General features: G+C 65.6%; 27 protein-coding genes. 14 read left to right on the top strand and 13 right to left on the bottom strand.

All coding sequences use genetic code 11. The annotated features are described in order from the left end of the window. Positions 1-15: 15 nt before the first annotated feature. Positions 16-777, top strand: coding sequence for an ABC transporter permease (locus ACP7EY_RS05065; RefSeq protein ID WP_426191121.1), 762 nt, complete (start codon positions 16-18; stop codon positions 775-777). A 10-nt stretch (positions 778-787) separates the two neighbouring features. Here the strand turns inward: ACP7EY_RS05065 and ACP7EY_RS05060 are convergent, their stop codons facing one another. From ACP7EY_RS05060 to egtD, 4 genes are all read right to left on the bottom strand, one after another. Further along, the gene (locus tag ACP7EY_RS05060; RefSeq protein ID WP_426191119.1) at positions 788-1513 is read right to left on the bottom strand and encodes a haloacid dehalogenase type II; all 726 of its coding nucleotides are present in this window, start codon (positions 1511-1513) and stop codon (positions 788-790) included. Between the two features lie 393 nt (positions 1514-1906). After that, complete coding sequence (locus ACP7EY_RS05055) at positions 1907-2857, bottom strand: YihY/virulence factor BrkB family protein (RefSeq protein ID WP_426191117.1); 951 nt, start codon at positions 2855-2857, stop codon at positions 1907-1909. A gap of 16 nt (positions 2858-2873) precedes the next feature. After that, positions 2874-4055 (bottom strand): ergothioneine biosynthesis protein EgtB, encoded by a 1182-nt coding sequence (egtB, locus tag ACP7EY_RS05050; RefSeq protein ID WP_426191115.1) that lies wholly within the window; start codon positions 4053-4055, stop codon positions 2874-2876. Between the two features lies 1 nt (position 4056). Continuing rightward, a complete protein-coding gene (egtD, locus tag ACP7EY_RS05045; RefSeq protein WP_426191113.1) occupies positions 4057-4971 on the bottom strand; it encodes an L-histidine N(alpha)-methyltransferase in 915 nt (304 codons plus the stop codon). 304 nt (positions 4972-5275) lie between these two features. On the opposite strand from egtD, the gene ACP7EY_RS05040 reads away from it, so the two are divergent. The 6 genes from ACP7EY_RS05040 to ACP7EY_RS05015 all read left to right on the top strand — a co-directional run bounded on the left by ACP7EY_RS05040 (position 5276) and on the right by ACP7EY_RS05015 (position 10049). Then, on the top strand, positions 5276-6163 hold the full coding sequence (locus ACP7EY_RS05040; RefSeq protein WP_426191111.1) for a putative selenate ABC transporter substrate-binding protein: 888 nt from the start codon (positions 5276-5278) through the stop codon (positions 6161-6163). Between the two features lie 18 nt (positions 6164-6181). Further along, positions 6182-6997, top strand: a complete 816-nt coding sequence (locus tag ACP7EY_RS05035; protein ID WP_426191109.1) for a phosphonate ABC transporter ATP-binding protein — start codon at positions 6182-6184, stop codon at positions 6995-6997. Between the two features lie 4 nt (positions 6998-7001). Beyond that, positions 7002-7841, top strand: coding sequence for a PhnE/PtxC family ABC transporter permease (locus ACP7EY_RS05030; protein ID WP_426191107.1), 840 nt, complete (start codon positions 7002-7004; stop codon positions 7839-7841). Beyond that, a complete protein-coding gene (phnE, locus tag ACP7EY_RS05025; RefSeq protein WP_426191105.1) occupies positions 7838-8641 on the top strand; it encodes a phosphonate ABC transporter, permease protein PhnE in 804 nt (267 codons plus the stop codon). The genes ACP7EY_RS05030 and phnE overlap by 4 nt, the downstream gene beginning before the upstream one ends. A 205-nt stretch (positions 8642-8846) precedes the next feature. Further along, a complete protein-coding gene (locus tag ACP7EY_RS05020) occupies positions 8847-9494 on the top strand; it encodes an ABC transporter ATP-binding protein (RefSeq protein ID WP_426191103.1) in 648 nt (215 codons plus the stop codon). Between the two features lie 267 nt (positions 9495-9761). Next, the gene (locus tag ACP7EY_RS05015) at positions 9762-10049 is read left to right on the top strand and encodes a hypothetical protein (protein WP_426191236.1); all 288 of its coding nucleotides are present in this window, start codon (positions 9762-9764) and stop codon (positions 10047-10049) included. A gap of 61 nt (positions 10050-10110) precedes the next feature. Here the strand turns inward: ACP7EY_RS05015 and ACP7EY_RS05010 are convergent, their stop codons facing one another. From ACP7EY_RS05010 to ACP7EY_RS04995, 4 genes are all read right to left on the bottom strand, one after another. Continuing rightward, positions 10111-10725, bottom strand: a complete 615-nt coding sequence (locus ACP7EY_RS05010) for a hypothetical protein (RefSeq protein ID WP_426191101.1) — start codon at positions 10723-10725, stop codon at positions 10111-10113. Between the two features lie 78 nt (positions 10726-10803). Continuing rightward, on the bottom strand, positions 10804-12261 hold the full coding sequence (locus tag ACP7EY_RS05005) for a Ppx/GppA phosphatase family protein (protein ID WP_426191099.1): 1458 nt from the start codon (positions 12259-12261) through the stop codon (positions 10804-10806). A 102-nt stretch (positions 12262-12363) separates the two neighbouring features. Beyond that, positions 12364-13524 (bottom strand): GGDEF domain-containing protein, encoded by a 1161-nt coding sequence (locus tag ACP7EY_RS05000; protein WP_426191097.1) that lies wholly within the window; start codon positions 13522-13524, stop codon positions 12364-12366. 11 nt (positions 13525-13535) lie between these two features. After that, on the bottom strand, positions 13536-13811 hold the full coding sequence (locus ACP7EY_RS04995; protein ID WP_426191095.1) for a hypothetical protein: 276 nt from the start codon (positions 13809-13811) through the stop codon (positions 13536-13538). A gap of 96 nt (positions 13812-13907) precedes the next feature. On the opposite strand from ACP7EY_RS04995, the gene ACP7EY_RS04990 reads away from it, so the two are divergent. The 3 genes from ACP7EY_RS04990 (at position 13908) to ACP7EY_RS04980 (ending at position 18223) form a co-directional block, all read left to right on the top strand. Next, positions 13908-14720, top strand: a complete 813-nt coding sequence (locus tag ACP7EY_RS04990) for a transferase spermidine synthase (RefSeq protein ID WP_426191093.1) — start codon at positions 13908-13910, stop codon at positions 14718-14720. A 112-nt stretch (positions 14721-14832) separates the two neighbouring features. Beyond that, on the top strand, positions 14833-17655 hold the full coding sequence (locus ACP7EY_RS04985; RefSeq protein WP_426191091.1) for a bifunctional diguanylate cyclase/phosphodiesterase: 2823 nt from the start codon (positions 14833-14835) through the stop codon (positions 17653-17655). A gap of 358 nt (positions 17656-18013) precedes the next feature. Beyond that, entirely contained in the window at positions 18014-18223 is a 210-nt protein-coding gene (locus tag ACP7EY_RS04980; protein WP_426191089.1) for a hypothetical protein, read from the top strand. A gap of 70 nt (positions 18224-18293) precedes the next feature. Here ACP7EY_RS04980 and ACP7EY_RS04975 read toward each other — a convergent pair whose 3' ends face one another. From ACP7EY_RS04975 to ACP7EY_RS04960, 4 genes are all read right to left on the bottom strand, one after another. After that, on the bottom strand, positions 18294-18656 hold the full coding sequence (locus tag ACP7EY_RS04975; RefSeq protein ID WP_426191087.1) for a hypothetical protein: 363 nt from the start codon (positions 18654-18656) through the stop codon (positions 18294-18296). 86 nt (positions 18657-18742) lie between these two features. Continuing rightward, positions 18743-18874 (bottom strand): hypothetical protein, encoded by a 132-nt coding sequence (locus ACP7EY_RS04970; protein ID WP_426191086.1) that lies wholly within the window; start codon positions 18872-18874, stop codon positions 18743-18745. Positions 18875-19047: 173 nt separating this feature from the next. Further along, complete coding sequence (locus tag ACP7EY_RS04965) at positions 19048-19233, bottom strand: hypothetical protein (RefSeq protein WP_426191084.1); 186 nt, start codon at positions 19231-19233, stop codon at positions 19048-19050. A 101-nt stretch (positions 19234-19334) separates the two neighbouring features. Further along, complete coding sequence (locus ACP7EY_RS04960; RefSeq protein ID WP_426191082.1) at positions 19335-19592, bottom strand: hypothetical protein; 258 nt, start codon at positions 19590-19592, stop codon at positions 19335-19337. Between the two features lie 163 nt (positions 19593-19755). Between ACP7EY_RS04960 and ACP7EY_RS04955 the strand changes: the two genes are divergently transcribed. The 4 genes from ACP7EY_RS04955 to ACP7EY_RS04940 all read left to right on the top strand — a co-directional run bounded on the left by ACP7EY_RS04955 (position 19756) and on the right by ACP7EY_RS04940 (position 23225). Further along, positions 19756-20682, top strand: coding sequence for an alpha/beta hydrolase family protein (locus ACP7EY_RS04955; protein ID WP_426191080.1), 927 nt, complete (start codon positions 19756-19758; stop codon positions 20680-20682). Between the two features lie 130 nt (positions 20683-20812). Next, positions 20813-21319, top strand: a complete 507-nt coding sequence (locus ACP7EY_RS04950; protein ID WP_426191078.1) for a chemotaxis protein CheW — start codon at positions 20813-20815, stop codon at positions 21317-21319. A gap of 99 nt (positions 21320-21418) precedes the next feature. After that, positions 21419-22447, top strand: coding sequence for a L,D-transpeptidase family protein (locus tag ACP7EY_RS04945; protein WP_426191076.1), 1029 nt, complete (start codon positions 21419-21421; stop codon positions 22445-22447). 40 nt (positions 22448-22487) lie between these two features. After that, entirely contained in the window at positions 22488-23225 is a 738-nt protein-coding gene (locus ACP7EY_RS04940; RefSeq protein ID WP_426191074.1) for a M23 family metallopeptidase, read from the top strand. A gap of 17 nt (positions 23226-23242) precedes the next feature. On the opposite strand, the gene ACP7EY_RS04935 is transcribed toward ACP7EY_RS04940, so the two are convergent. Further along, entirely contained in the window at positions 23243-25021 is a 1779-nt protein-coding gene (locus tag ACP7EY_RS04935) for a M4 family metallopeptidase (RefSeq protein ID WP_426191072.1), read from the bottom strand. Positions 25022-25188: the final 167 nt, after the last annotated feature.

Below are 25188 nucleotides of genomic sequence, written 5' to 3'. Positions count from 1 at the left end.
ATGGAACACCGCCGCATGAATATCTACGCCATCCGCGCCCTCTACCAATTCGAAATGGCCCGCACCTGGCGCACTTTGATGCAGAGTATCGCTTCGCCCGTCATTTCGACGTCCCTGTATTTTGTCGTGTTCGGCGCCGCCATCGGTTCGCGCATGGTCGAAGTCGACGGGGTGCGCTACGGCGCCTTCATCGTGCCCGGCCTGATCATGATGTCCCTGATGACGCAAAGCGTGGCCAATGCCTCGTTCGGCATCTACATGCCGAAGTTCTCCGGCACCATCTACGAGATTTTATCGGCGCCCGTGTCGGCCCTTGAAATTGTGCTCGGTTACGTCGGTGCTGCCGCCAGCAAATCCGTCATTCTCGGGGTGCTCATCCTCATCACCGCGCGCTGCTTCGTCGAGTTCGAGATCGCCCACCCGTTCTGGATGATGCTGTTCATGGTGCTCACGGCCGTCGCCTTCAGCCTGCTCGGCTTTATCATCGGCATCTGGGCCGATGGGTTCGAGAAGGTGCAGATCGTGCCGATGCTGGTCATAACGCCCCTGTCGTTCCTGGGCGGCAGTTTTTACTCGCTGTCGATGCTGCCGCCCATGTGGCAGAAAATCGCCCTGTTCAACCCGGTGGTCTACCTGATCAGCGGCTTTCGCTGGAGTTTTTATGGCGTCGCCGACGTCAGCATCGGCATCAGCGTCGCCATGGGCCTGGCCTTCCTGGCCGTGTGCATGCTGGCCATCTGGTGGATTTTCAAGACCGGCTACAAGCTGCGCGCTTGAAGCGGGTCGGTCAGGCTGCCGCCGGCCCTTCTTCGGCCGGCGCCGCCTGGGCCGGCTCGAAATTTTCCAGCATCCAGTCGGCCATCGACCCCAGTTCTTCCGTCACCACCGTGGGCGTCGCGCCCAGCACGTCAAACGGTCCCAGCGCACGGTTGACCCAGCAGGTGCCGAAGCCGGCCAGGCTGGCCGCGCTGGCATCCCAGCCATTGCCCGAGACGAACAGAATCTGATCGCGGGGCAAGCCCATGCGGCGTTCGCACAGGTCGTACAGCTTCGGATGGGGCTTGAATACCTGCACGTCTTCCGCGCTGATGAGTTCATCGAAGGCCCAGCCGATGCCCGAATTGTTGACCACCTGGGCGATCGATTTGTGCGACCCGTTCGAGATGATTCCCAGTGGAATGCCGGCATCTTTCAGGCGGTGCAGCGCTGCCTCCGTGTCGCCGTACGGCGCCAGGCGCAAATAATGGTCGTTGAGGACGATCGCCATGTCTTCTTCCAGCGGCAGGCCCAGCGCGGCGCAGGCGAAACCGAGGGCGTCGCCCGTGACCACTTCAAAATTGAGGTATTTGTCCATCAGGCTGCGCAGCCAGGTGTATTCCAGCTGCTTCTGGCGCCACAGTTGCGACAGCGCCATGCCCTTGCCGGGAAAGGCCTGATCGCACACGGCCGCCACCGAGTGGACGTCGTACAAAGTGCCGTAAAGATCGAAAACGATGGCGCGGTATGGTTTCATGGGATCACTGACAGTTCGAAATGTGATGACTTTACCATCCCTGAGCTTGCCACAGCGCACCGTTCATCTATTTTGAGTACTGCTCAGTGCGCTCCAGACGAAAATTTACACGAAAAAAAAGCTCGCCAAGGCGAGCTCTATTCCAATGTAGTACCAATGCTTTAATCGTGTCTCAGGCGCCCATGCTATCTGCGTGGTGCGGTGATATGTAAATCGACCAACGTATCCGGAATTACAAAACCTGGCATTTTGCGACTTGCTACGGCTGCCGCGTTACACCCGCGGCGACCGAGGCGCAAGGCCCTGGCTGGGTGACACTGTTGCTAGAAGCAATTGCCGTCACCACAAAGCGAAGTATAGCAGGGTTTTGTGCGATGCAGCAAAGTATTTGCCTTATTTCGCCGCCGGCGTGATCAGGGGCACCGGCTCGACGGGGCCGCCATCGCGCCCCACCTGCTCGTACTCGGCGATCACCTGGGCGCCCATCAGCAGCAAGGTGGCGCCGATCTCCAGGCTGAACATGACAACGATGGCCGTCGTCATTGAGCCGTACACCACGTTCACCTGCGACAGGGTGGTGAAATACCAGACCAGCACGTGGCGGGCGATTTCCCACAGCAGCGCGGCGGTGACGCCGCCGATCAGCGCATGCGCATACGACAGCCGTCCCACCGGCATGACCAGGTAGATCGAGGTGAGCACGAGGATTTCGCCGCCCAGCCCGAGCAGGTACAGCAGCGCCCCCGAGACGCCCTGGAGCGACCAGTCGGCGCCGAACAGGCGCACGCTCTCGGTGCCGATCACCTGCAGGGAGCCGGCCACCAGCGTCACCAGCAGCACCCCTGCCCCCAGCGCGACGATATAACAGTAGGGCAGGATGGCCGAGACCAGGTAATGGCGGCGCTTGACGGACACCCGGTGCACGAAGATGACGCTCATGGCGTTTTCCAGCACGGTAAACGCCAGCGAACTGAAAAACACCATGGTCGCGCCCAGCACCCACGTGATCAGTTCGCGGTTGTCGAGGAAATGGGCCACTTCGGCGGTGATCGAACGGCTCTGGCTGGGCACCAGGTATTCGAGGTAGCGCATCAAGGTCGCCAGCAGCACCTGCTGGTCGATGAAGTGCGACAGCACCACCACCACCAGCATCAGGAACGGCACGATCGACAGCAGCGCGTAGTAGGCGACGGCGCCGGCGAGCAGCAGGCCCTGGTTGGCGCGGAAGGCTTTGAGCACTTGCCAGGCGAAGGCCAGCGGGTGGGCCAGGATGTAGGTGTTGGCGCGCCGGTTGAGCAACTTGGCCGGCGACAGGTGCGCGAGTTGGGGTAAGTGAAGAGACATGCGAGCGTTCAGGGGATCACTTTGCCAGCCGGATGCCGCTCATCTGCCAGCGCGCCCCCGCCGGAAAAAAGTTGCGGTAACTGGGGCGCGAGTGCCCGGCCGGGGTGGCCGAGGACGATCCGCGCAAGACATACTGGTTGAGCATGAACTTGCCGTTGTACTCGCCCAGCGCGCCCGGCGCGGTGGCGTAACCGGGGTACGGCGCGTAGCTGCTGCTGGTCCATTGCCAGCAGTGACCGAACAACTGGCGCAGGGCGTCGCTGGCGGCGCCATGTTCCCACTCGGCCTCGGTGGGCAGGCGCATGCCGCGCCAGTTGGCGTAGGCGTCCGCCTCGTACAGCGACACGCTGGTGACGGCCTGGTGCGGATCGAGCGCCTGCAAGCCGTGCAAGGTGAATTCGCACCACTGGCCCTGCCCGTCGCGCTGCCAGTACAGCGGATGCTGCCACTGGCCGCTGGCGACCGCGTCCCAGCCTTCGGCCAGCCACAGCGTGGCGTCGCGGTAGCCGCCGGCGTCGATAAAGGCGGCAAATTCGCCGTTCGTGACGAGCCGGTCGGCCAGCGAAAACGGCTCGAGGAACTGGCGGTGGCGGGGCAATTCGTTGTCGAAGCAAAAACCGTCGCCCGCGTGGCCGATGGTGGTGACGCCGCCGTCGAAGGCGATCAGCGCCATCGGCGAGGCCACCGCGGCCGCCACCGCGCCTTCCGCATAGGCCGGATGCATGGCATTGTGCGACAACAGGTGCTGCACATCGGTGAGCAGCAATTCCTGGTGCTGCTGTTCGTGCTGCAGCCCCAGTTCGATCAGGGCGGCCAGTTGCGCGCAGTCGCCATGGATGTCGAGCAAGGCGTCGATGCGGCGGTCGACATCGGCGCGCCAGGCGCGCACCTCGGCCATCGACGGGCGCGTGAGCAGGCCCCGCTGGGCGCGCGGATGGCGCGCGCCGATGCCGTTGTAGTAGGAGTTGAACAGGAAGCGAAAGGCCGGGTGGTAGGGCTTGAAGCCGGGCTCGCGCGCTTCCAGGATGAAGGTTTCGAAAAACCAGGTGGTGTGCGCCAGGTGCCACTTGACGGGGCTGGCGTCGGCCATCGACTGGGCGCCGCAGTCTTCGTCCGACAGGGGCGCCGCCAGCGCGAAGGAACGCTGGCGCACGCTGGCAAAGCGCTGGCGGCACGACAGGTCGTCACGGGCCGTCATGCTAGTTGCCGATCGCGCGCGCGTGGATGACGGCGAACCAGCCCTGCGGGTCGGTCCACACCTCGCTGGCCTGAAACCCCGCCTGTTCGAGCAGGCCGACGGCGGCGCTCTGGCGATATTTATAGCTGTTTTCCGTGTGGATGCGCTCGTGCGCCTGAAAACTGCGCTGGCCGCCCTGCCAGTGGACGGTGAGATCGTGGCGCGCCTCGAGGTGCATTTCGATGCGCGACTGCGCGGCGTTGAAGCTGCCCCGGTGGCGCCACTGGCGCACGTCGAAGTCGGCGCCGGCGAGTACGTTCAGATGGCGCAGCAGGTTCAGGTTGAAGGCGGCGGTCACGCCCAGCGCGTCGTCGTAGGCGGCGTCGAGCACGTCGCTGTCCTTGACCAGGTCGATGCCGATCAGCAAGCCGCCGTCCGTATCGCACTGCGCGCGCGCGCGGCGCAGGAAGGCGCCCGCCTCATCGGGGGTGAAATTGCCGATCGACGAGCCGGGATAGAAGAACAGGCGCTGCGCCGTGCGCACGCTGGCCGGCAAGTCCAGGCCGGCGGAAAAATCCTGGCCCAGGCCCAGCATGTCGATCCGGGGAAAGCGCTGTTGCAGGCGCTCAATCGATTCGCGCAGGAAGTCGGCGGAGATGTCGATCGCCACATACTGGGCCGGCTGCAGCAGGGGGAACAGCGATGCTGCCTTGGCGCAGTTGCCGGCGCCCAGATCGATCAGGGTGGCGCCGGGGCCGATGGCGCGCGCGATGGCCTCGCCGTGGGCGGCGAAGATGCCGGCCTCGGTGCGCGTCGGATAGTACTCGGGCAATTCGCAGATGGCTTCGAACAGGCGCGAACCGAGTGCGTCGTAGAGAAACTTGGGCGAGACATGGGCGTGGTTCGCCGCCAGTCCCGCACTGATTTCGGCGAGCACTGCGGCGGCGCCCCGCGCTGCTGCGCGCTCTGGCTGTACATGGGGCGAAACGGTCGTCGTATCAGGCGGCATAATCAAGAAGAGTCAACGTCAGTGGGAAGGTCGAAGCGGCGGTCAAACAAGCGATAACGCGCCATGGGCGCACCGCGCAGCCACGCACGGAGCCTGCGGGCCGGCCGGATTCGCGCTGGATTTTGTTATGATAGCTGAATAGTCACATTTATCGGCGCCTGCCCCATCGTATCGTGCCAGTCCCGGCGCGAACCTTTTGGCGCTTCAATTCACCTCTCGTCAGAAAGGCCTTATGCGCCACTTTTCCGCCTTCCGCACCCTCAAGAACCTGCTCGGCGCCACCGCCGCCGCCGGCCTGCTGTTTGCCGCCACCAGCGTTGCCGCGCAAAACACCCCGGGCGTGCTGCGCGTGTCGGCCATTCCTGACGAAAACCCGACTGAATTGCAGCGCAAGTTCAAGCCGCTGGGCGACTACCTGGCCAAGGCCACCGGCCTGAAAGTCGAATTCACCCCCGTGACCGACTACGCCGCCTCCGTCGAAGGCCTGATCAACAAGCGCATCGACATGGTCTGGTTCGGCGGCTTCACCTTCGTGCAAGCGAATGTGCGCAGCAAGGGCGCCATCACGCCGCTGGTGCAGCGCGCCGAAGATGAAAAATTCAAGTCGGTGTTCGTCACCACCAACAAGGACATCAACAAGCTGGAAGACCTCAAGGGCAAGACCCTGTCGTTCGGCTCCGAGTCGTCCACCTCCGGCCACCTGATGCCCCGTTACTACTTGCTGGCAGCAAAGATCAACCCGGATACCGATCTCAAGCGCATCGCCTTCTCCGGCGCCCATGACGCCACCGTCGCCGCAGTTGGTGGCGGCAAGGTCGATGCCGGCGCGCTCAATATCTCCGTGTGGGAAAAACTGGTCGCCGAGAAAAAGGTCGATCCAGCCGTCGTGCGCGTGTTCTACACCACCCCTGGCTACTACGATTACAACTGGAGCGTGCGCACCGACATGAACGCGGCGCTGCAGAAAAAAATCACCGACGCCTTCCTGGCGCTGGACAAGTCCACCCCTGAAGGCAAGGAAATCCTGGAACTGCAACGCGCCAGCAAGTTCATCCCCACCAAGGCAAGCAACTACGGCGACATCGAAAAAGCGGCGCAAAACGCCGGCTTGCTCAAGTAAGCGTTGACAGGCATCGCGATGACCTACCGGCTCGAGCAGTTAACCGTGCGTCACCTGGCCGGTGGCCACGGCGCCCCGGCCCTGCAGGCGATCGATCTGGTCGTCGCCCAGGGCGAGCAGGTGGCCATCATCGGCCCGTCCGGCGCCGGCAAGACCACCTTGCTGGCGACCTTGTCGTGCACCCGCACGCCCGACAGCGGCGTGCTGCAGGTGTTCGGCCAGGACCCGTGGGCCTTGAGCGAAGGGGCCCGCCACCGCCTGCGCGCGCGCCAGTGCCTGGCGCCGCAAACGCCGCCACTTCCCCCGCGCCAGCGCGTGGTGACGGCGGTGCTGGCGGCGCGCCTGCCACAGTGGACGCTGTGGCAGGCGCTGGTCTCGCTCGTCAAGCCGGCCGATCCGCAGGCTGCGTTCGACGCCCTGCAGCGTTTTGGCCTGGGCGACAAACTGTATGCGCGCGTCGATCGCCTGTCGGGCGGTGAACGCCAGCGCTGCGGCCTGGCGCGCCTGCTGCTGTCGAACGCCACCGCATTTTTGGTCGACGAGCCTTTGTCGGCGCTCGACCCGACCCTGTCGCAGCTGACCCTGGCCACGCTGCAGCAGGAAGCGCGCGCGCGCAACGCCACGCTGGTGTGCAGCCTGCACCAGGTCGACATCGCGCGCACCCACTTTCCCCGCATTGTCGGCCTGCGCGCAGGCCGTATCGTGTTCGATTTGCCGCGCGAGCAGGTCAGCGACGCCCAGATCGCCGCGCTGTACCAGAACGAAGCGCTGTCGTCGCCGCCGCCACCGGCGCTGCTGGCCGACGCCCCACTGGCCGTCGGCGCCTGCCTGTAACACCATGAACACCGCATTGCCGGCGCGCCGCGCGCCCCCCGACCCCGCCCTGCGCCAGCGCCTGCAAGCGGCGCTGCTGTTCGCAGTGCTGCTCTGGCCCATGCTGGTGTACGCCGAATTCAAGCCATGGCTGCTGTTCGACGCCCAAAGCCTGGTGGCCACCCGGCGCTTTCTCGCCGCCTTCCTGCATCCGCAACTGGACGCCGAATTTCTCCACCTGGTGCTGATCAACACCTGGCAGACCGTCGCCATGGCCAGCGCCGGCCTCACGCTGGCCCTGCTGGGCGCCATTCCCGCCACCCTGATCGTCACCGAGCGCCTGTCCATTTCGCGGCTGGGCACGGGCCGCATGCGCCCCGCCGCCCGCCTGCTGCGCCAGCTCGTGCGCTGGCTGCTGGTGCTGCTGCGCAGCGTGCCCGAACTGGTGTGGGCGCTGCTGTTCGTGCGCATCATCGGGCTGGGGCCCACCGCCGGCGTGCTGGCCATCGCCCTCACCTACAGCGGCATGCTGGGCAAGGTCTACGCCGAAATTCTCGAGTCGTCCGACGCCCACGCGGCCGACACCCTGCTTACCAACGGCAGTGGCCGCCTGGCCACGCTGCTGTACGGCGCCCTGCCCGAGTCGGCCGCCGAACTGGTGTCCTACAGCGTGTACCGCTGGGAGTGCGCGATCCGCGGCTCGGCCGTGATGGGCTTCGTCGGCGCCGGCGGCCTCGGTCAGCGCATGGATGAATCGACCCGCAACATGGCCGGCGGCGAAGTGGCGACGATGCTCATCGTGTTCGTGCTGCTGGTGGCGCTGGCCGACGTGGTGTCGAAAATGCTGCGCCGGCGGCTGGGATGAACATGCCAGCCAAGCCAACCCTGCCGCCGGCGCCGCGGCGCCACCTGTCGACCTGGTTCCTGATGCTGGGCCTGCTGGCGCTGGTGCTGGCCAGCTTCGCCAGCCTGCCCCTGCAGTTTGCCGAGTTCTTCACCGCCAGCGCCTGGGCCAGCACGGCCGAATTTTTGGGCGGCTTCGCGCCGCCCGAAGTGGCGCTGCCATTCCTGCGCAAGACGGCCACTGCGGCCCTCGAGACCTTGTCGATGTCGGCGCTGGGCACCCTGCTGGCGGTGGGCGCCGGCCTGCTGCTGGCCTTGCCGGCGGCAGGCAAGTTCGGCGCCGCGCCGCGCGCGGCCACGCGCGCCGTGCTCAATGTGCTGCGCTCGATTCCGGAGCTGGTGTGGGCCTCGATGATGCTGGTGGCGGCGGGCCTGGGGCCGTTCGGCGGCACCCTGGCGCTGGCCTTGCATACCAGTGGCGTGCTGGGGCGCCTGTTCGCCGACGCCCTGGAAAACGCCGAACCGCTGCCCCAGCAGACCCTGCTCACCAACGGCGCGCAGGCGCTGCCGGCGTTTTTCTACGCCACCTTCCAGCAGACCTTGCCGCAGATGCTGTCGTACACCCTGTACCGCTGGGAGAACAACATCCGCGCCGCCGCCGTGCTGGGCGTGGTGGGCGCGGGCGGCCTGGGCCAGATGCTCAAGTATCATCTGTCCCTGTTCCAGATGCAGGACGCTGCCACCGTGATCATCGCCATGCTGCTGCTGGTGGCGCTGGTGGACGGCATCAGTTTTGCCTTGCGCAGAAGTCTCACGAAATAAACCAGGCCAACGTGGCCCCTACGTTGGCCTGGTCGGTCAGGGACACCCCCGATACGGAGAGCGCGCAGATCGCCGGACTCACGCCCCGAGGCGATCTGTGATCCGACCCGGGTGTGCGTGCCCCCCAAAAAACCCGGCTGCGCCGGGGATTTTTGCCTGACCAAGCCAAACAAAAGTAGGGGTTCACGTTTGTTTGATCGCCAACATGCTCGAACTTCGCAAGCTACGCAAATCCTATAACGGCCGCCCCGTCCTGCACGGCCTGTCGCACACCTTCGCCGCCGGCGAATTCGTCGCCATCATGGGCGAGTCGGGGGTGGGCAAGTCGACCCTGCTCAACCTGATTGCCGGCCTCGACAGCGCCGACAGCGGCGCCGTCATCGTCGACGGCCAGGCCATGGCCGGACTCGACGACGATGCCGCCACCAGCCTGCGGCGCACCCGCATGGGTTTCATCTTCCAGGCTTTCCACGTGCTGCCGCACCTGACGCTGGCACAAAACGTCGCCCTGCCGCTGCTGCTGAACGGTCAAGGCATCGCCCGCGCCACCGAGATGCTCGACGCCGTCGGCCTGCAAGGTCGCGGCGACGACTTCCCCCGCCAGCTTTCGGGCGGCGAAATGCAGCGGGTGGCGATCGCGCGGGCACTGGCGCACCGGCCCGCCCTGGTGCTGGCCGACGAACCCACCGGCAACCTCGACCCGGAAACCGCCGACACCATCCTGGCCCTGCTGCGGCGCGAGATCAAGGCAACGGGCGCCAGCGCCATCATGGTCACACATTCTCACGCAGCAGCGGCGCAAGCGGACAAAATCCTCGTATTGTCACATTCCGGCTTAAGTTTGTTGCCTTAAAGTTACGATAAAGTGGGTATTTGTGATTATAGTACCTCGAAAAACTGCCGAAAGAGTATGAAACTAGTATTATTGCAATTAACCAAGCGGCTGCAATAATCACACAATGTAACGCCGTGCGGTCAATGCAATCAAAAGCGCATGACAATACTCACGGGCACGCCTTCGCCGCCACGTCGCAACGATGGCACGGCGATGCGCTACCAGGGTGATGATGTTGTCAGGCGCCCCGAATCGAAGCGCCAGCTCGAGTTAAGTGAGGACACCATGAACGTACGACAGAAAAAGCAGGAATTGATCGAAGCGATGAACCGGGCGCGCGCGCTCGAACCGTCGAGTTTTGTGCCAAACCGGCTGCTCGACACCCTGATTGAAAAAATGCAGTTGAAAAATGACGCGGAACTGTGCCGCGTGCTGGAAGTGCAACCGCCGATCGTCAGCAAGATCCGCCACCGCAAGCTGGCGGTGGGCGCGACGATCTTGCTGCGCATGCATGAAAAATCGGAGCTCAGTATTCGTGACCTGAAAGAACTGGCCAGCGCCTCGATGCATTGAGACGCCCGGCAGGCCGCTTTGACGGCGGCCTGCGCGCTGGCGCCCATGGCGCCGGCACCGCTCAGACTTTCTTCGGCCGCCCGGTTTTCAGCTGCGGCAGGTCGCCCAGCACGCGCTGCAAGGTGGCCATGTCCATCTGGCTGATCAAGGCCACGCCGATGCGCAGCAATTCACTTTTCTTGATTTCAAAGCCCGCCTTCAGGCAGGCTTTTTTTACTTTGCCCAGCACTTCGTACTCGTGCGCCGGCATGGTGAAACTGTCGCGCACCAGGGTCGAAGCGGCCGCCTTGGCACGCACAGGCTCCTCGGCGGGCGCCGCTTTCGGCCTGGCCGCTTTCACTGGCTTGGCAGCGACTTTTTTCACGTCGGTTTTTTTCACGTCGGCTTTTTTCACCGCCACCGCTTTGGCGGCCACCGTTTTGGCGGCCACCGTTTTGGCGGCCACTGTTTTGGCGGCCACTGGCTTGGCGGCGCTCTTCGGCGCCGGCTTTGCCACCGCCGCTGGTGCCGCCGCTGATGCCGCCGCAGGCGCTTTCACGGCCGGCTTCGGCGCTGGCTTGGCCACCGGCTTGGCAGGGGCTTTGAGGGCCGGTGTGACGGCTTTCGGCACCGGCTTGGCGGCGACGCTGGTCTCTGGCGTGGTAGTGGTTTTTTTAGGGCTTGCAGGCTTGCGCATCGGGCTCTCCGGAAGTTGGCAATAAATGAATTAAACAGTATAGCTTTTTATTTTTGACAAGCGGCATTTTCCAGCATGTCAGGCACCGATCCTGACGACGAAGTCGACGTCCACCTCATCCCACCACTCGCGCTCTTTCTCGATCCAGTACGACAGGGTCGGATGGTGCACCACCCAGCCGCGCCGGATGTCGAGCTCGATACGGCTTTTCATGCGCACGCGCAGTTCGGTGAAATCGGCCTCGATGCGCGCGTGCATCAACAGGATCGCCAGTCGCAGCGCCAGCACCGCCTTGGCGAAATCGGGCTCGCTCAGGGCGTCGCCGATCTTGCGCAGATTGCCCTTTTGCGCCACCACCAGGCGCGCCATGGCTTTTTGCTCGCGCGTGGTGAACCCCGGCAAATCGGCGTTTTCAATGATGTAGGCGGCGTGCTTGTGATAACCCGTGTGCGACACCAGCATGCCGATTTCGTGCAGGCGCGCGCTCCAGTCGAGCAGTTTGGCATAGCCGTCGCCGGCTGGCTTGAGCTGGACGTACAGGGCGCCCGCCTCCACCGCCACCTGTTCGGCGCGCAGCGGATCGGCGTGAAACTGCGCCACCATCGCGCGCACCGATTCGTCGCGGCGGTCGCGGTGCATGGCGCGCGCGTACAGGTCCCACATGACGCCCATGCGCAAGCCCGCCTCGACCGGCAGCAGCACCTCCACCGCCATCTCCGTCATCACCGCGATGAGGATCGCCAGGCCACCAATGACGGTGCCGGCGCGGTCTGCCTTCAGACCCGGCAGGTCGATGCGGGCGACCTCGCCGATGGCGATGAAGCGCTGCTTGAGCGCCTGCAGGGAAACCAGGCTCAGGCGGCCGTCGCCGATACCGTTGCGGGTGATGACTTCGGCCAGCGAACGGATGGTGCCGGAGGAGCCATAGGCGTTGCGCCAGAACTGCCGGTGAAACGGCGGCGCGGCATCCTCGAACTGGCTGCGCGCCGACAGGATGGCCGCTTCAAAAGCGCCCGCCTCGATGCGACCACCGGGAAAAAACGACAGGCTCTGGCGCACCGTACCGACACTGAATGACTCGACGCGCTCGATGTCGAGGCCTTTTCCCAGGATGACTTCGGTGGAGCCGCCGCCGATATCGATCACCAGGCGCCGCTCGTTGGGGGCGGCCAGCGCGTTGGCCACGCCCATGTAAATGAGGCGCCCTTCTTCCTCGCCCGAGATGATCTCGATGGGATGGCCGATGGCCTGCTCGGCGAGCGGCAGGAACTGGTCGGCGTTGTTGGCCAGGCGCAGCGCGGCCGTGCCGACCACGCGCACGGCGTCGAGCGAAAACCCCGCCAGCACGGCGCGGAACGAAGCGAGGCAATTTAATGCCGCTTGCATCGCCGGCGCCGTTAAATTGCCCGATTTATCGAGCCCGGCGCCCAGGCGGATCGGTTCGCGCAAGCTCTTGACGACGCGGATCGCCTCGCCGTCGTGCTTGCCGATATGCAGGCGAAAACTGTTTGAACCTAGATCGACTGCTGCGTACATGGGCATCCTCGTTTGACTGCGCGGCGCCGCTCGGGCGTGGCGTCATAACCGTATTACTGTAACAGGGCCAGATGACAGCTTGATGACGACCGCGTAAAAAGACTAAATGGTTTGCTGCTCATTGGCGGCCACCACGCAATTGCGGCCGGCCTGCTTGGCCGCCTGCAGGGCCTCGTCGGCGCGCTTGAACAGGCTGGTGGTGCTGTCGTCGGCGCGCACGAGCGTCACGCCAAAGCTGGCCGTGACGGCCACCATGGCGCGCGCACTCTTGGCCGGCGTGGCGGCCACCGCCGCGCGGATCCGCTCGGCCACGAGCAAGGCGGCGGGCAGCTCGGTGCGCGGCAGCAGAATGGCGAATTCGAGGCCGACCAGGCGGCCCAGCTGGTCGGCTTCGCGCAGGTGATGCTTGCAGACGTCGATCACGGCGCGCAGGGCGGTGTCGCCGGCGGCGTGGCCGTAACTGTCGTTGACGCGCTTGAAATTGTCCAGGTCGAACACCACCAGCGCGGTCGGCACGCCGGGGCGGCGCGCCAGCGCCAGCCAGGGCGCCAGGGCCATGAAGAAGCCGCGCCGGTTCGGCACGTCGGTGGTGACGTCGATCACTTCGAGGCGATCAAGATCCTGCTGCAGGCGCTCGCGGCCCAGCAGCAGGAAGCCGAAGGCGCCCAGCAGCATGAGCAGGTAGAACGCCACCGAGGACCACAGCTGCAGCAGGCCATTGCTGATCCAGCCCCAGCCACCGGGCGCGACCAGCACCATCAGGGCGCGCGCGGCCACCAGCAGCGCCAGCACGCCCACCGTCACGGCGAGGAAGCGGCGCAGCAGGCTGGCGCCGCGCCAGTTCCAGGCAAATGCGGCCGCTGACGACAGGTAGGCGGCGCCCAGGATCAGGGTGCCGGCGAGCTGCCGCAAGGGGCCCGGATCGATGGCGTAACAGGCCACGAACAGGCACACCGCCAGCACCAGCGCCCACAGCGTGGCACGCCGCCACTGCGGCTTGCCATTGGCCTCCCACAGGGCGCCCGCCTCCAGGGCGACGCCGACAAACAGCAGGCAATAGCCAAGCGGGATGCAGAGCGCGTCGGGCAGGATGCCGCCCAGGCGCAGGTACAGCAGCAGCCAGGCGGCGCCCTGCAAATGGCGCGCGCTGCCCCAGGTGCGCATGGCGGTCGACTGGGCGCGGCCATGCTCGAAAAAAAACAGCGCGGCCGACAGGCTCAGGTTGCCCAGCGCCAGCGCCAGCAGCATGGTCGAAATGTCCACGCCGCGCCCGCTCAGATTTCGTGTTCGACGTTGCTGGTGCCATCGCCGATGCGGCTGCCCCAGGCCACGCTGAACAGGGCTTTCTCGGACTCATCCGGGGCGTCGATCCAGAACACGATCAGGGTGCCCTTGTGGTCATGCAGCTGGCTGACTTTTTCCACCAGCCGCAGGAGACCGTCGCGGTCGGCCAGCGCCATGACGTAGCCATACACGCGGTTGAGCCGCTCGATGCGGTCCGGTTCGGTTTGGCTGTTGGTGGCGGTCAGAGTGGGGTGGTCGAGGAACATGGCTTCTCCAGAGGCGATGAAGCAGCTTAGCAGAAACGGTGCTGCCGCAACAAGCGGCGCCGGTGCCGCCGCGCCGGCTTGCCCTATACTGCAGCAATGGCCCCGTCCCCTTCGCGCTCCCCACCCGTCCGGCCGGTTGCCGCTGGCGCCCCGCTGGTGACGACCACGGGCGACATCCGCACGCTGGCCTTCCGCCCCGGCGAAGTGCAAAGCCAAATGCGTCTGTCGCGCCCGGCGCGCCTGATGCTGGCCTATGTGCGGGCAATGATGCTGTTCGCCCTGTTCGTGCCGCGCCCCCGCCACATCCTGATGGTCGGCCTGGGCGGTGGTTCACTGGCCAAGTTCTGCCACCGCCATTTCCCCGACACCCGCATCACCGTCGTCGAACTGCGCGCCGACGTGATCGCCCTGCGCGAACAGTTTTGCGTGCCGCCCGACGATGCCCGCTTCCAGGTCGTCCATGGCGACGCCTGCGCCTACATCGCCGGCCTGGCCGGCGCCGTCGACGTGCTGGTGCTGGACGGCTTCGACGCGGCCGGCCTGCCGCCGGCGCTGGTGTCGTCGCGCTTTTATGCCCACTGCCGGCGCGCGCTGGTCGACGGCGGCGTGCTGGTGGCGAACATCTTCAGCTACGACCCCCAGTACGGTCCCATGCTGGGCCGGCTGGCGCTGGTGTTCGGCGGCCGCGTGGCCCGCCTGGCCGGGGTGGCCGGCAACAACCGCATCGTGTTCGCCGTGCGCGCCCCGCTCGCCGACGACGCCGAAACGCCGCCGGTCCGCGCGCTGGCCGTGCAGCGCTGGCTGGCGCGCCACCCCGGCGTGGGCGGCGCGCTGCGCAACCGCCTGCTGGTGCGGCTGGTACTGGCCTGGCTGATCGGCCGCCATGCGTGGCGGCGGCCGCGCCGCTAAAGGCCCAGGGCACGCACACACCGCATATCGTTGCCGATCACCATGCACTGTGACACACTGCTGCATTGCTCACCCAGGGCGCCTGCCGGCGCCCTGTTTCACAGGGACTTTCTTGGACTTGCCGCACCGCCGCCGACCACACTGGCTTGCAGTTTCAACCGTTCTGACGCTCGCTGGCGGCTTTGCCGCCACCACCATCCTCGCTGTTGGCGTGCTGCACCTGGAACAGGACAAGCAGGCGCTCGCCTTCGAGCAGCAGGCCGGCATCCGCAGCGCCGCCATCGGCCGCGGCCTCGATCAGGCAGTCGAACTGGCAGCCGTCACCAACGCGCTGTTCCAGAGCGTCTCGGCGGTCTCGCGGGAGCAGTTCCACGATTTCACCCGCCCGCTGCTGGCCCGGAACCCGTTCATCAAGTCGATCTCCTTCCACCGCCGCATCGACCACGCCGAGCGGGCCGGTTTCGAGACCGAGCTGGCGCTGGCCCATCCCGGCGCCGGCGCCGGCATCGTCGAAATGCGCGACGGCCGCCTGCAGACGGCGCTGCGGCACGCCGCCTACACCCCGGTCACGTACATGGAGCCGTACGCGGGCAACGAGGTCGCGCTGGGCTTCGATTCGAGCCGCAGCAAGCCGTTCGAGGCGGCGCTGGCGCGCGCCATCGACAACGGCCGCCCCGCCGCCACCGGTCTGCTGGCGCTGTCGACCGGGCCGCTGCCCCAGCGCGGCTTTCTGCTGGTGATGCCGGTGTACCGGCGCGGCGCCGACCTGGCCACGCCGGCGGCGCGCCGCGCCGCCCTGGTCGGCAGCAGCGCCGTGAGCATGCGCGCGGCCGAACTGGTGGAGCTTATCCTGTCAAGCCCGCCGGTGGACGACGGCTTGCGCTTGCGCGTGGCGGCGGCCGCCAGCGATGGCCGCCTGGAGACGGTGTTCCCGGGCGCGGCGATGCCGGCGCCGGAGCACGCCTGGCCCGTCATGGCGGCCCCGCGGCAACTGGTCAGGCAGCTCGATGTGGGCGGCCAGACCTGGCGCATCGACATCGCCGCGCGCGCGCGCCCCATCGTGTCCGAGCACCTGGGCGCGCTGCTGGTGGCCGTCGGTGGCACCATGCTCACGCTGCTGCTGACGGTCCTGATGCAGTCGCTCGCGCAGCGCTCGCGGCGCGTGGAAATGCTGGTCGACGAGCGTACCGTCGACCTGAAGCTGTCGAACCAGCGCCTGATCGACGACGTCAACGACCGCCAGCACACCGAGAAGGCGCTGCAGGAAAGCGAACAGCGCTTCCGCCAGTTGGTCTCGATGTCGTCCGACTGGTACTGGGAGCAGGACGCCCACTGCCGCTTCACGGCGATCACGGGCGGCTTCAGCGAAAAAGCCGGGGTCAAGGCCGGCCGCTTGCTCGGCAGGACCCACTGGGAGAGCGCCCACGATCAACTCGCCAGCGACAGCGGGCGCGCCCACCTGGCCCAAGTGGCCGCGCGCCAGGGCTACACCGGCTTTGAATACGCCATGCCGGGCGAGGACGGCGACATGCGCTGGTTCAGCGTGAACGGCGAACCGCTGTTCGACGACGCCGGCCGCTTCGCCGGCTACCGCGGCACCGGCACCGACATCACCGCGCGCAAACGCGCCGAGCAGGCGATCCAGCACGTGGCCCAGCATGACGTGCTCACCGGCCTGCCCAATCGCAGCCTGCTGCAGGACCGCCTGGGCCAGGCGGTGGCCTATTCAGGCCGCAGCGGCCGCCCCGTGTGGGTCATGCTGATCGACCTGGACCGCTTCAAATTCGTCAACGACTCGATGGGCCACAAGGCCGGCGACGTGCTGTTGATGACGGTGGCGGCGCGCCTGCGCGGCGCCCTGCGCGAGACCGACACCGTGGCGCGCCTGTCGGGCGACGAATTCGTGGTGCTGCTCACCGAGCACGACGACGACGCGCTGTCGGTCGACATCGTGCAGCGCCTGATGGATTCGGTGGCCCAGCCGGTGCTGTTGGGCATCCAGGAGTTTTTTGTCACCTGCTCGATCGGGGTGTCGGTGTATCCGCTCGACGGCGCACCCGCCGACAGCCTGATCGAGATGGCCGACATCGCCATGTACCGCGCCAAAAAACTGGGCCGCAACAATTATCAGTTCTACACCGCGGCGATGAACGAGGAAGCGACCGAGCGGGTGCGCATCGAAAGCGCCCTGCGCAGCGCGCTCGAGCGCAACGAATTCGTGCTGCACTACCAGCCGCAGGTGGACTTGCAGAGCGGCCGTATCGTCGGCATGGAAGCCCTGATCCGCTGGCAGCATCCGGAAATGGGCATGGTCGCGCCCAGCCGCTTCATCAGCGTGGCCGAAGAGACGGGCCTGATCGTGCCGATCGGCGCCTGGGTGCTGCGCACCGCCTGCCGCCAGACCAAGGCCTGGCACGACAGCGGCATGGGCGCGCTGCGGGTGGCGGTGAACCTGTCGGCGCGCCAGTTCGGCGCCGCCAGCCTGCTCGACGAGCTGCGCGGCGTGCTGCGTGAAACGGGGCTCAATCCCGCCTGCCTGGAAATCGAACTGACGGAAAGCCTGTTCATGAGCGAGGTCGGCGAGGCGGTCGAACTGCTCTACAACATGAAGGCGCTGGGCGTGAAGCTGTCGATCGACGACTTCGGCACCGGCTACTCCTCGCTGTCCTACCTGTCACGTTTTCCCATCGATGTGCTCAAGATCGACCGCTCCTTCGTCGCCGCCATCGCGCGCGACTCGAACGACGCGGCAATTGTCGCCTCGATCATCAGCCTGGCCCACAACCTGAAGTTGTTGGTGATCGCCGAGGGCGTGGAAACGGCCGACCAGCTCGACTACCTGCGGCGCCACGATTGCGACCAGATGCAGGGGTATTTTTTCAGCAAGCCACTGCCGGGGCCGTTGTTCGAGGAGCTGGTGCGCACACAAAAGTGAAAACCTGCTTTTGTGTGGATTGAATTGCTGGCAGGACCGGTGAGGCCAGTCCTGCCAGGAAGAAAAGCAACGGCGGCTTACCGGCGCAGGAACAGTCAGGTAAAAATCACTGGCGAAGCCAGATGATTTTTGGACGCAAACCCGAGGGGAAGCGGCGTTTGCCTCGGGGGCGGGGTTGACTGCGGACTGCGGACTTTTGGGGGGATGGGTTTTTGATAATTGATTTATAAGTTTATTTTGAAACTTGCATAGCATCTCGACATCATTTGTGCAATTTGGTTTATGATTTGCGTCAACGTGAGGAATGCATCAGATGTTTCCGCGAAGTCCATCCTACGAACATGCCAAGAGAATCAACATGACCCTCAGCACCGCCCCGCAACAGCGCAACGGCGTCAAGCAAATCCGCAACGATTTCCGCACCCGCGATGTCATCAACCAGGCGATCGCGTCGATTCCCACCGTCGGACTGCAACGGGCGGCTGAGTTCTTATCGGCGATGAATGTGCCGGCGGAACTGGCGATCCGCACGCTGGTCTACCCGAATCGCCGCCGCCAGGTGGTCTGAGCACGGTGGTTCAAGCAAATAAAAAAACCGGCGTGCGCCGGTTTTTTTATGCTGCTGCCACACGCCTGTCTCAGGCGCGCGCGTCGATGTCGGCCAGCGATTCGCGGCCCTTGTCGGTGATCGTGAAACCACCCTCGGCACGCGGCACGATGTGCGACTTCTTGCCCAGGAAGCTGGCCACGTCCGCCGGCACCGCGGCGGCAGGATCGGTCGTCAGGTCGCGCAGCGCCCCCACGCAGCGGCGCAGGAACAACATTTCCTGGCCTTTTTCCGTCAGGCCCACACGGCCATCGCGACCATACTGCAACAATTTCAGACCAGACAAACGCTTGGCGTTGCGGCCCACGCAAGCGTTCACACGCTCCGGCGCCGGCCCCCGTTCGAGGTGGCCCAGCGCGTCGTATTCGTCGGTGGTCAGTTTTTCGTTTTTCATTGCCGCTTTCATTAAGCCAGGGTCGGCGCCCATGGTAACCGCGCCGCGCGGTGGCGGCAAGGCGGCAATGCCGACAGACGCTGGGATCAGCGCATCGCGCTCAGGATCAACCAGCTCAAGGGAATCACCGCGCCCAGGGCGATCAGGGCTTGCACCTTGCGCGAGGCGAGCGGCGATGGACGGCCCAGCCGGATCTTGTTGTGCAGCGAGTTGCCCATGAAAGTCTCCATATTTTATTGGTTGATCTGACAAATTCATTATAGGACTGCCGTACAACAACGCCCGCCGGCGCCCGCCTTTATTCATATTGTGTAGTTTCGCAGCAACGAAACTTATCTTAAAACAATTGTTTAATGGAAAAATTTTAATTCCAAATAACACCGCCCTCGGCTCAGGCCTTGATCGGTGGCGCCGGCCGGGTCGGCTCCTGGATGGGCGCATGATCGGGTGGCGGCACGTCGTCCGGATCGGGATTCGGTCCCGGTGGCGGCAGGTCGGGATCGGGCGTCGAATGGGCCCGCAGCGCCGACGGCGCGACGCGGTCATGCTGATACTGCTCAGTAAATCGCTTGCTCATTGTCACTCTCTTGTCCCCTTGCGGGTGTAATGAATCGTAGCAAACGGCGCTGCCCCTATACTTGCTCAGCATCAAGGCTTTGCCCGCTGTTGCGTTTTCGCTCAGCCGGCCTGCATGGCCAGCACATTGTCGATCTCGATCCGCGCCACTTCGATGGCCGCCACGCGCGCCGCCGCCTCGGTGGCCTGGCCGTTGACGGTGTGGCTGCGGCGCCGTACTTCGCCCTTGCCGTCGAGCGGCGTGAGCGTGTAGTCGAAGTCCCAGCGGTCTTCGCAATCCTGCATGGCCTGGACGTCGATGCGGAAGCCACGGTATTCATTGCTCATCGTGTTTTCCTGGTTTTCATTGCTTAATGTCATGTCGTCGCTCCTGTGGGTGTGGGCCACACTAGCACGAAGCGCCCGTTGGGCCCCCGGCCCAATCGTGCGCGCGCCGCGCCAGGCGCTTGCCGGCCAGGCCGCAAGCTCGGTATAGTGCGATACCGCTATTGGCACAACTGCACGCTCCTTCGACCGGCCCACCATGCCCCCTTCCCTGCGTCCCCTCCTGCCCGCGCTGCTGTGCGCCGGCCTCGCCCACGCCGAGCCCATGAAGCTGGCCGATTACCTGGCCCTGAGCGGGCCGGCGCCCACCCTGACGCTGGCCTACGGCAAGGCGCCATCCCAGTATGCCGAACTGTTCCGCCCGTCCGGCCCCGGACCGTTTCCCGTCGCCGTGCTGGTGCACGGCGGCTGCTGGACCAGGCAATATGGCGGCATCGTGCAATTGCGCAACCTGGCCGGGGCCTTGCAGGGCCACGGCATCGCCGTCTGGAACGTCGAATACCGCCGCGTCGACGAGGCCGGCGGCGGCTATCCCGGCACCTACCAGGACCTCAATGCCGCCCTCGATCTGCTGGGCGCCCAGGCCACGGCGCAGCAACTCGACCTGCGGCGCATGGTCGCGATCGGCCACTCGGCCGGCGGCCAACTGGTGCAGTGGCTGGCAGGCCGGAGCAGGATCGCCGCCTCCAGCCCCCTGTTCCAGAGCGCCATCGTGCCAGTGAGCCAGATCATCAGCCTGGGCGGCCTGGCCGACCTGCGCCGCGAGCAGGCCCTGATCAAAAGCAGTTGCGAGCGCGACCTGGTCGACCTGACCGGCCTGCCCAGCGCGCAGCGGCCCGATGTGTTTGCTGATACCAATGCGGCCGAACTGATCCCGAACGGCAGCCACACCACCCTGATCACGGGCGAACTCGACACCGTCTCGCCACCCCGCGTGGCCCACGACTACGCCGCCCGCGCCAGGGCCGCCGGCGACCGCGCCGAGGTCATCATCCTGCCCGGCGCCAGCCACTACGACGAAGTGGCGGCGGGTTCGCCGTCGTTCCGCCTGATCCTGCCGGCGATTCTTCGCGCACTGGCGCTGGATGAGGCGGATTCGTTGCCGAAGCGCAACAGGATCGATTGAATTGCGGGTGCGCGGTTGTTATTCCTACAGAGCAAGTTAAACTGGGGTATGGCCGCGCTGTACGCGACCCAGGTCCGCCCGCAGCCATCGCTTGCGCGCCTCACCCGCTTGACTTCTTCGCAGGACAACCATGCTCAGCAATAATTCCGCCCAAAACGCCACCCTCCACCACGCCCCGCCCGTCCACGATGAATCGGGCCAGGAGTTCCTCGCCTTCACCATGGGCGACGAAGAGTACGGCCTCGACATCCTGAAAGTGCAGGAGATCCGTGGTTACGAAGCGGTCACCCACATCGCCAACGCGCCCGTGTTCTTCAAGGGCGTCATGAATCTGCGCGGCGTGATCGTGCCGATCGTCGACATGCGCATCAAGCTCAAACTGGGCACGCCCACCTACGACGCCTCGACCATCGTGATCGTCCTCAATTTGTCCGGCAAGGTGATCGGCATGGTGGTCGACCGGGTCTCCGACGTCACCACCCTGACGGCCGGCCAGATCCGCCCGGCCCCCGACATGGGCGGCGAAGTGGGCAGCGACTACCTGATCGGCCTGGGCACGCTCGATGAGCGCATGCTGATCCTGGTCGATATCGACAAGCTGATGTCGACCCCGGACATGGCGGCCCTGAACGGTTGATCGCGCCCGGAGGCGGCAGCGCTTAGTACGCTGGCGCACAGACTCTCTGTCCTGAAGGAACTAATCTGGTGACAACCGATTCGTTCCCAGGACACCGCCTTGAAATTTCCCGTTTCCCCCCTCACCGCCGCCCTGCTCGCTGCTAGCCTGAGCCCGCTTTCCCCCGCCCTGGCCGCCGGCCAGGCGGCCGCGACGCTGGCGCCGGAACTGGTCAACGCCGCCGGCAAGGATGGCGCTGGCGCCGGTTCGGCAACGCCAGCCAGATCCACCAGCGCTGCCAAGCCTGCCACCGCCGCCATCCTGCGCGCCCAAGTGCTGCTTGACCGCGCCCATTTTTCTTCCGGTGAAATCGACGGCGCCGCCGGCAGCAACCTGAAAGCGGCCATCGCCGGCTTCCAGCAGGCCCGCGAGATCGCCGCCGACGGCAGCCTCAACGACGCCACCTGGGCTGCGCTCAACGCCGACCCCAGCGACGCCCTGATCACCTACACGCTGCTCGAGGCCGATGTCGCCGGACCGTTCCAGCCCATCCCCGAAGCCATGGCGGCCAAGGCAAAGATGGCCAGCCTGGGCTATGCCAGCGTCGAGGAAGCGCTGGGCGAACGTTTTCACGTCAGCATGAGCTTGCTCAAGCGCCTCAATCCGGGCAAGGATTTCAGCCGCGCGGGCGAACAGATCGTGGTTCCCAATGTCGAGGGCACCGAACCGCTGCCCAAGGGTGGCAAGATCGTCGTCAGCCGCGCCGCGCGCACCCTGGCCCTGTACGACACGGCCGGCAAGATCATCGCCCAGTTTCCCTCGTCCACCGGCAGCGACCACGATCCCTTGCCGCTGGGCGAATGGAAAGTCAACGGCGTCTCGGAACACCCGGTGTTCTGGTACAACCCGAAACTGTTCTGGGATGCCAAGCCGGGCGAGGCCAAGGCGAAGATCCCGGCCGGTCCCAACAATCCGGTCGGCGTCGCCTGGATCGACTTGTCCAAGGAACACTACGGTATCCACGGCACCCCGGTGCCCTCGTCGATCGGCAAGACCCAGTCGCACGGCTGCATTCGCCTGACCAACTGGGACGTCGCTGCCCTGATCGGCTCGGTCGGCGCCGGCACCCAGGTGGTCCTGCAAAAATGAGCGCCCCCGCTTCGTACCAACAATACACCAGGAGAATTGCATGAAGTGGTTGCTGACCTTGATCATCGGCGCCGTACTGGGCGCCGCCGGGCTGTTCGTGTACCTGCGCCAGGTGCCGCATGCGGCCCCCGTCAGCACCGTGGTGGTGCCGGACAACGCCGGCCCTGCCCTGGTCGCCCCGTCCGCCCCGCCGGCGCCCACGTCGGCGGCGGCGATCGATGCGGCGCTGCCGCCGGCGCCCGTGGTGCCGACCGATCTGAATGAACTCGATCTGCCCCTCAAACCGTCGGCCGCGGACGCCGCGGCGCTGAAAAACCTGCCCGCGGTGGCAGCGGTTGGTGCACCCGTTGTCGGCCGCCTGGTCGTGCCCGTGGAAGGCATCAAGTACGCCAGTCTGTCAGACAATTTCAACCAGCCCCGCGGCAGCGAACGCCACCACGAAGCGCTCGACATCATGGCGCCCAAGGGCGCCCGGGTGCTGGCCGTGGCCGACGGCAAGCTCGTCAAGCTGTTCAACAGCAAGCCGGGCGGTCTGACCATCTACCAGTTCGACCCCAGCGCCACCCACGCCTATTACTATGCGCACCTGGACCGCTACGCCGATGGCATCAAGGAAGGCATGCTGCTCAAGCGGGGCCAGCTGATCGGCTACGTGGGCGTCACCGGCAACTCCGACCCGGCCGCGCCGCACCTGCATTTCGCCGTCGTCGAACTGACCCCCGCCAGGCAATGGTGGAAGGGCACCGCGATCAATCCGTATCCCCTGATGGGCGATTGACAGCGTGGCGCCATGCGCTACTCGTCGATATCTGGCCCCACATTGATCGCCGCGTAGGCGCGCTGCACGGCCTTGACCTCTTTGCTGCCGGCGCCGTACAACTCTTGCGCGGCGAGCATCACCTTGGCGCGCGCGTCGGCGTAGTTGGTGCTGGCAGTAAACTTGGTGGTGGCCGCCTTGAACCAGATGCGGTAGGCCTTGTCCGAGCCGATACCGCTCATCGCCGCCGGCTTCCTGACCAGGTATTTCGAATAAAAATCGCTGTTCGAGGCCGCGTTCGAGCCCTGCGACAGGAAATAAAACATCCGATTGTTGGGGCCGCTGCTGTAGTGCACGTCCAGGCGCTTGAGCGAGGTACTCCAGGCGTCCGGGCTGGAGCCGTCCTTGCTGGGCTTGAACATATAGCGCAAGGGCGTGCCATTTTTCGAAATTTCCTTGCCCATGCCCCAGTCATTGCCGCCCGGCGGGATGGTCGAGCCCGTGCCGCCCGCGCGTGCGTACGCTTCGACCATCTCGCCGTTGATGTCGGAACTCGATTCGTTCAGGCCGCCCGACTCGCCCGAGTAGGTCAGATTGGAGGTGGCAGCAGTGACGCCGTGGCCCATTTCGTGGCCGATCACGTCGATCGAGCCGAGGCTGTAAAAACTTGAGCCGTCGCCGATGAACATGCACTTGCAGGTATCGCTGTAATAGGCGTTGTCATAGCCCGTGTTGACGTGGGCGGCGATGTAGGTGGCCGTGTTGTGGCCGTCGAGCGAGAGCCAGCCCAGGGTCCCCTTGAGCATGTCGTAGGTATTCATCAAGCCCCACAGGGCGTTGACGGCGGCGGTCTGGCCGTTGGCGTTGGTGGTGGAGCCGCCGGCAATGTACTGCTTGCCGTCGCCCCAGGTGTTGCTGGCGTTGCTGTAGACGCTGCCCGCCGAGCTGCCGTGGTCGGCATTGGTGATGGCCATGGCGCCATAGGTGCCGCCAATGCCGCGCGAGGCGTCGATCATCTGGTAGCTGCCCTTGACCAGGGTGGTGTTGATGGCGACGGTGCCGTTGTACTGGCTGTTGCCCACCCCGACCACGGTTTGCAGCATGCTCCACTGGTGCAGCACATGGCCGTCGCGGGCGCTGATGACGGTGTCGTAGAACAGCGGCTTCTTGCCCAGCGTCATGCGGGTATGCACGAGGTAGGCCAGTTCGTACGATTCGACGACGTCGCGCACGTCGAGCGCATTGAGTTCGGCATCGCTCTTGGTCAGCGCCGTCGACAGGCGCTCGGTCTTGATCACGGGGTAGATGATCAGTTCGGCCGTCGGCGGACTCTGGTGCGTCGCGCTGGCGGCGCCGGCCGGCAAGGTGCGCAGGGCGGCATCGATGGCGGCCTTGGTCGAGAGCGCCGGGGTGACGTCGAAATCGGCCGTTGACGGTCCCAGCCGGTTGGCGGCGCCCTTGCCCAGGTTCTGGCCCCGCTCCGATTGCGTCACGCTGAGCGCCTTGCCGCTGCTGTCGGTGACGACGATGGCGTCGGCGCCGAAAATGCGCACCCCCTTGTAAGTGTGGTCGAAGCGGCTGACCTGGGTGCCCTGGGCACCCGGGTGCTGGCGCACGAAGGCCACGCCGTGGTTGGCGTCGAGGCCGTGGGCGGCGTTTTGCGCCGTCAGCATGGCCGCCAGGCTGGCAGTGACGGCGCCCGCCTGGGTATTGGCGGGACTCATCAGCTGGGCCGCCGCGGCGGGCGCCATCAACACGGGCATGGCGGCCAGGGCGCCGGCAACGGCGGCGGCCAGGCAATGAACACGGATCGTCATGGCAATTCCAATCAATAAGGAGGGCCGCGTCAGTGCGGACACCCCAGCATCTTGATTTAGCCGTGCGGAAATACTTTGAGCCAGCGCAAACAAGCCCCGGAAGGCGGGAACCGTTCCGGGGCTTGTGCGGGCGCAATGCCCGGTGCTGGTTTCGGCGCTATCGCCGC

It is taken from the genome of Massilia sp. DWR3-1-1, assembly GCF_049898325.1.
Lineage (GTDB): Bacteria > Pseudomonadota > Gammaproteobacteria > Burkholderiales > Burkholderiaceae_D > JAFCUW01.
The sequence above is the reverse complement of the archived record's forward strand: the minus strand, read 5'-3'. Positions and strand labels throughout refer to the sequence as shown.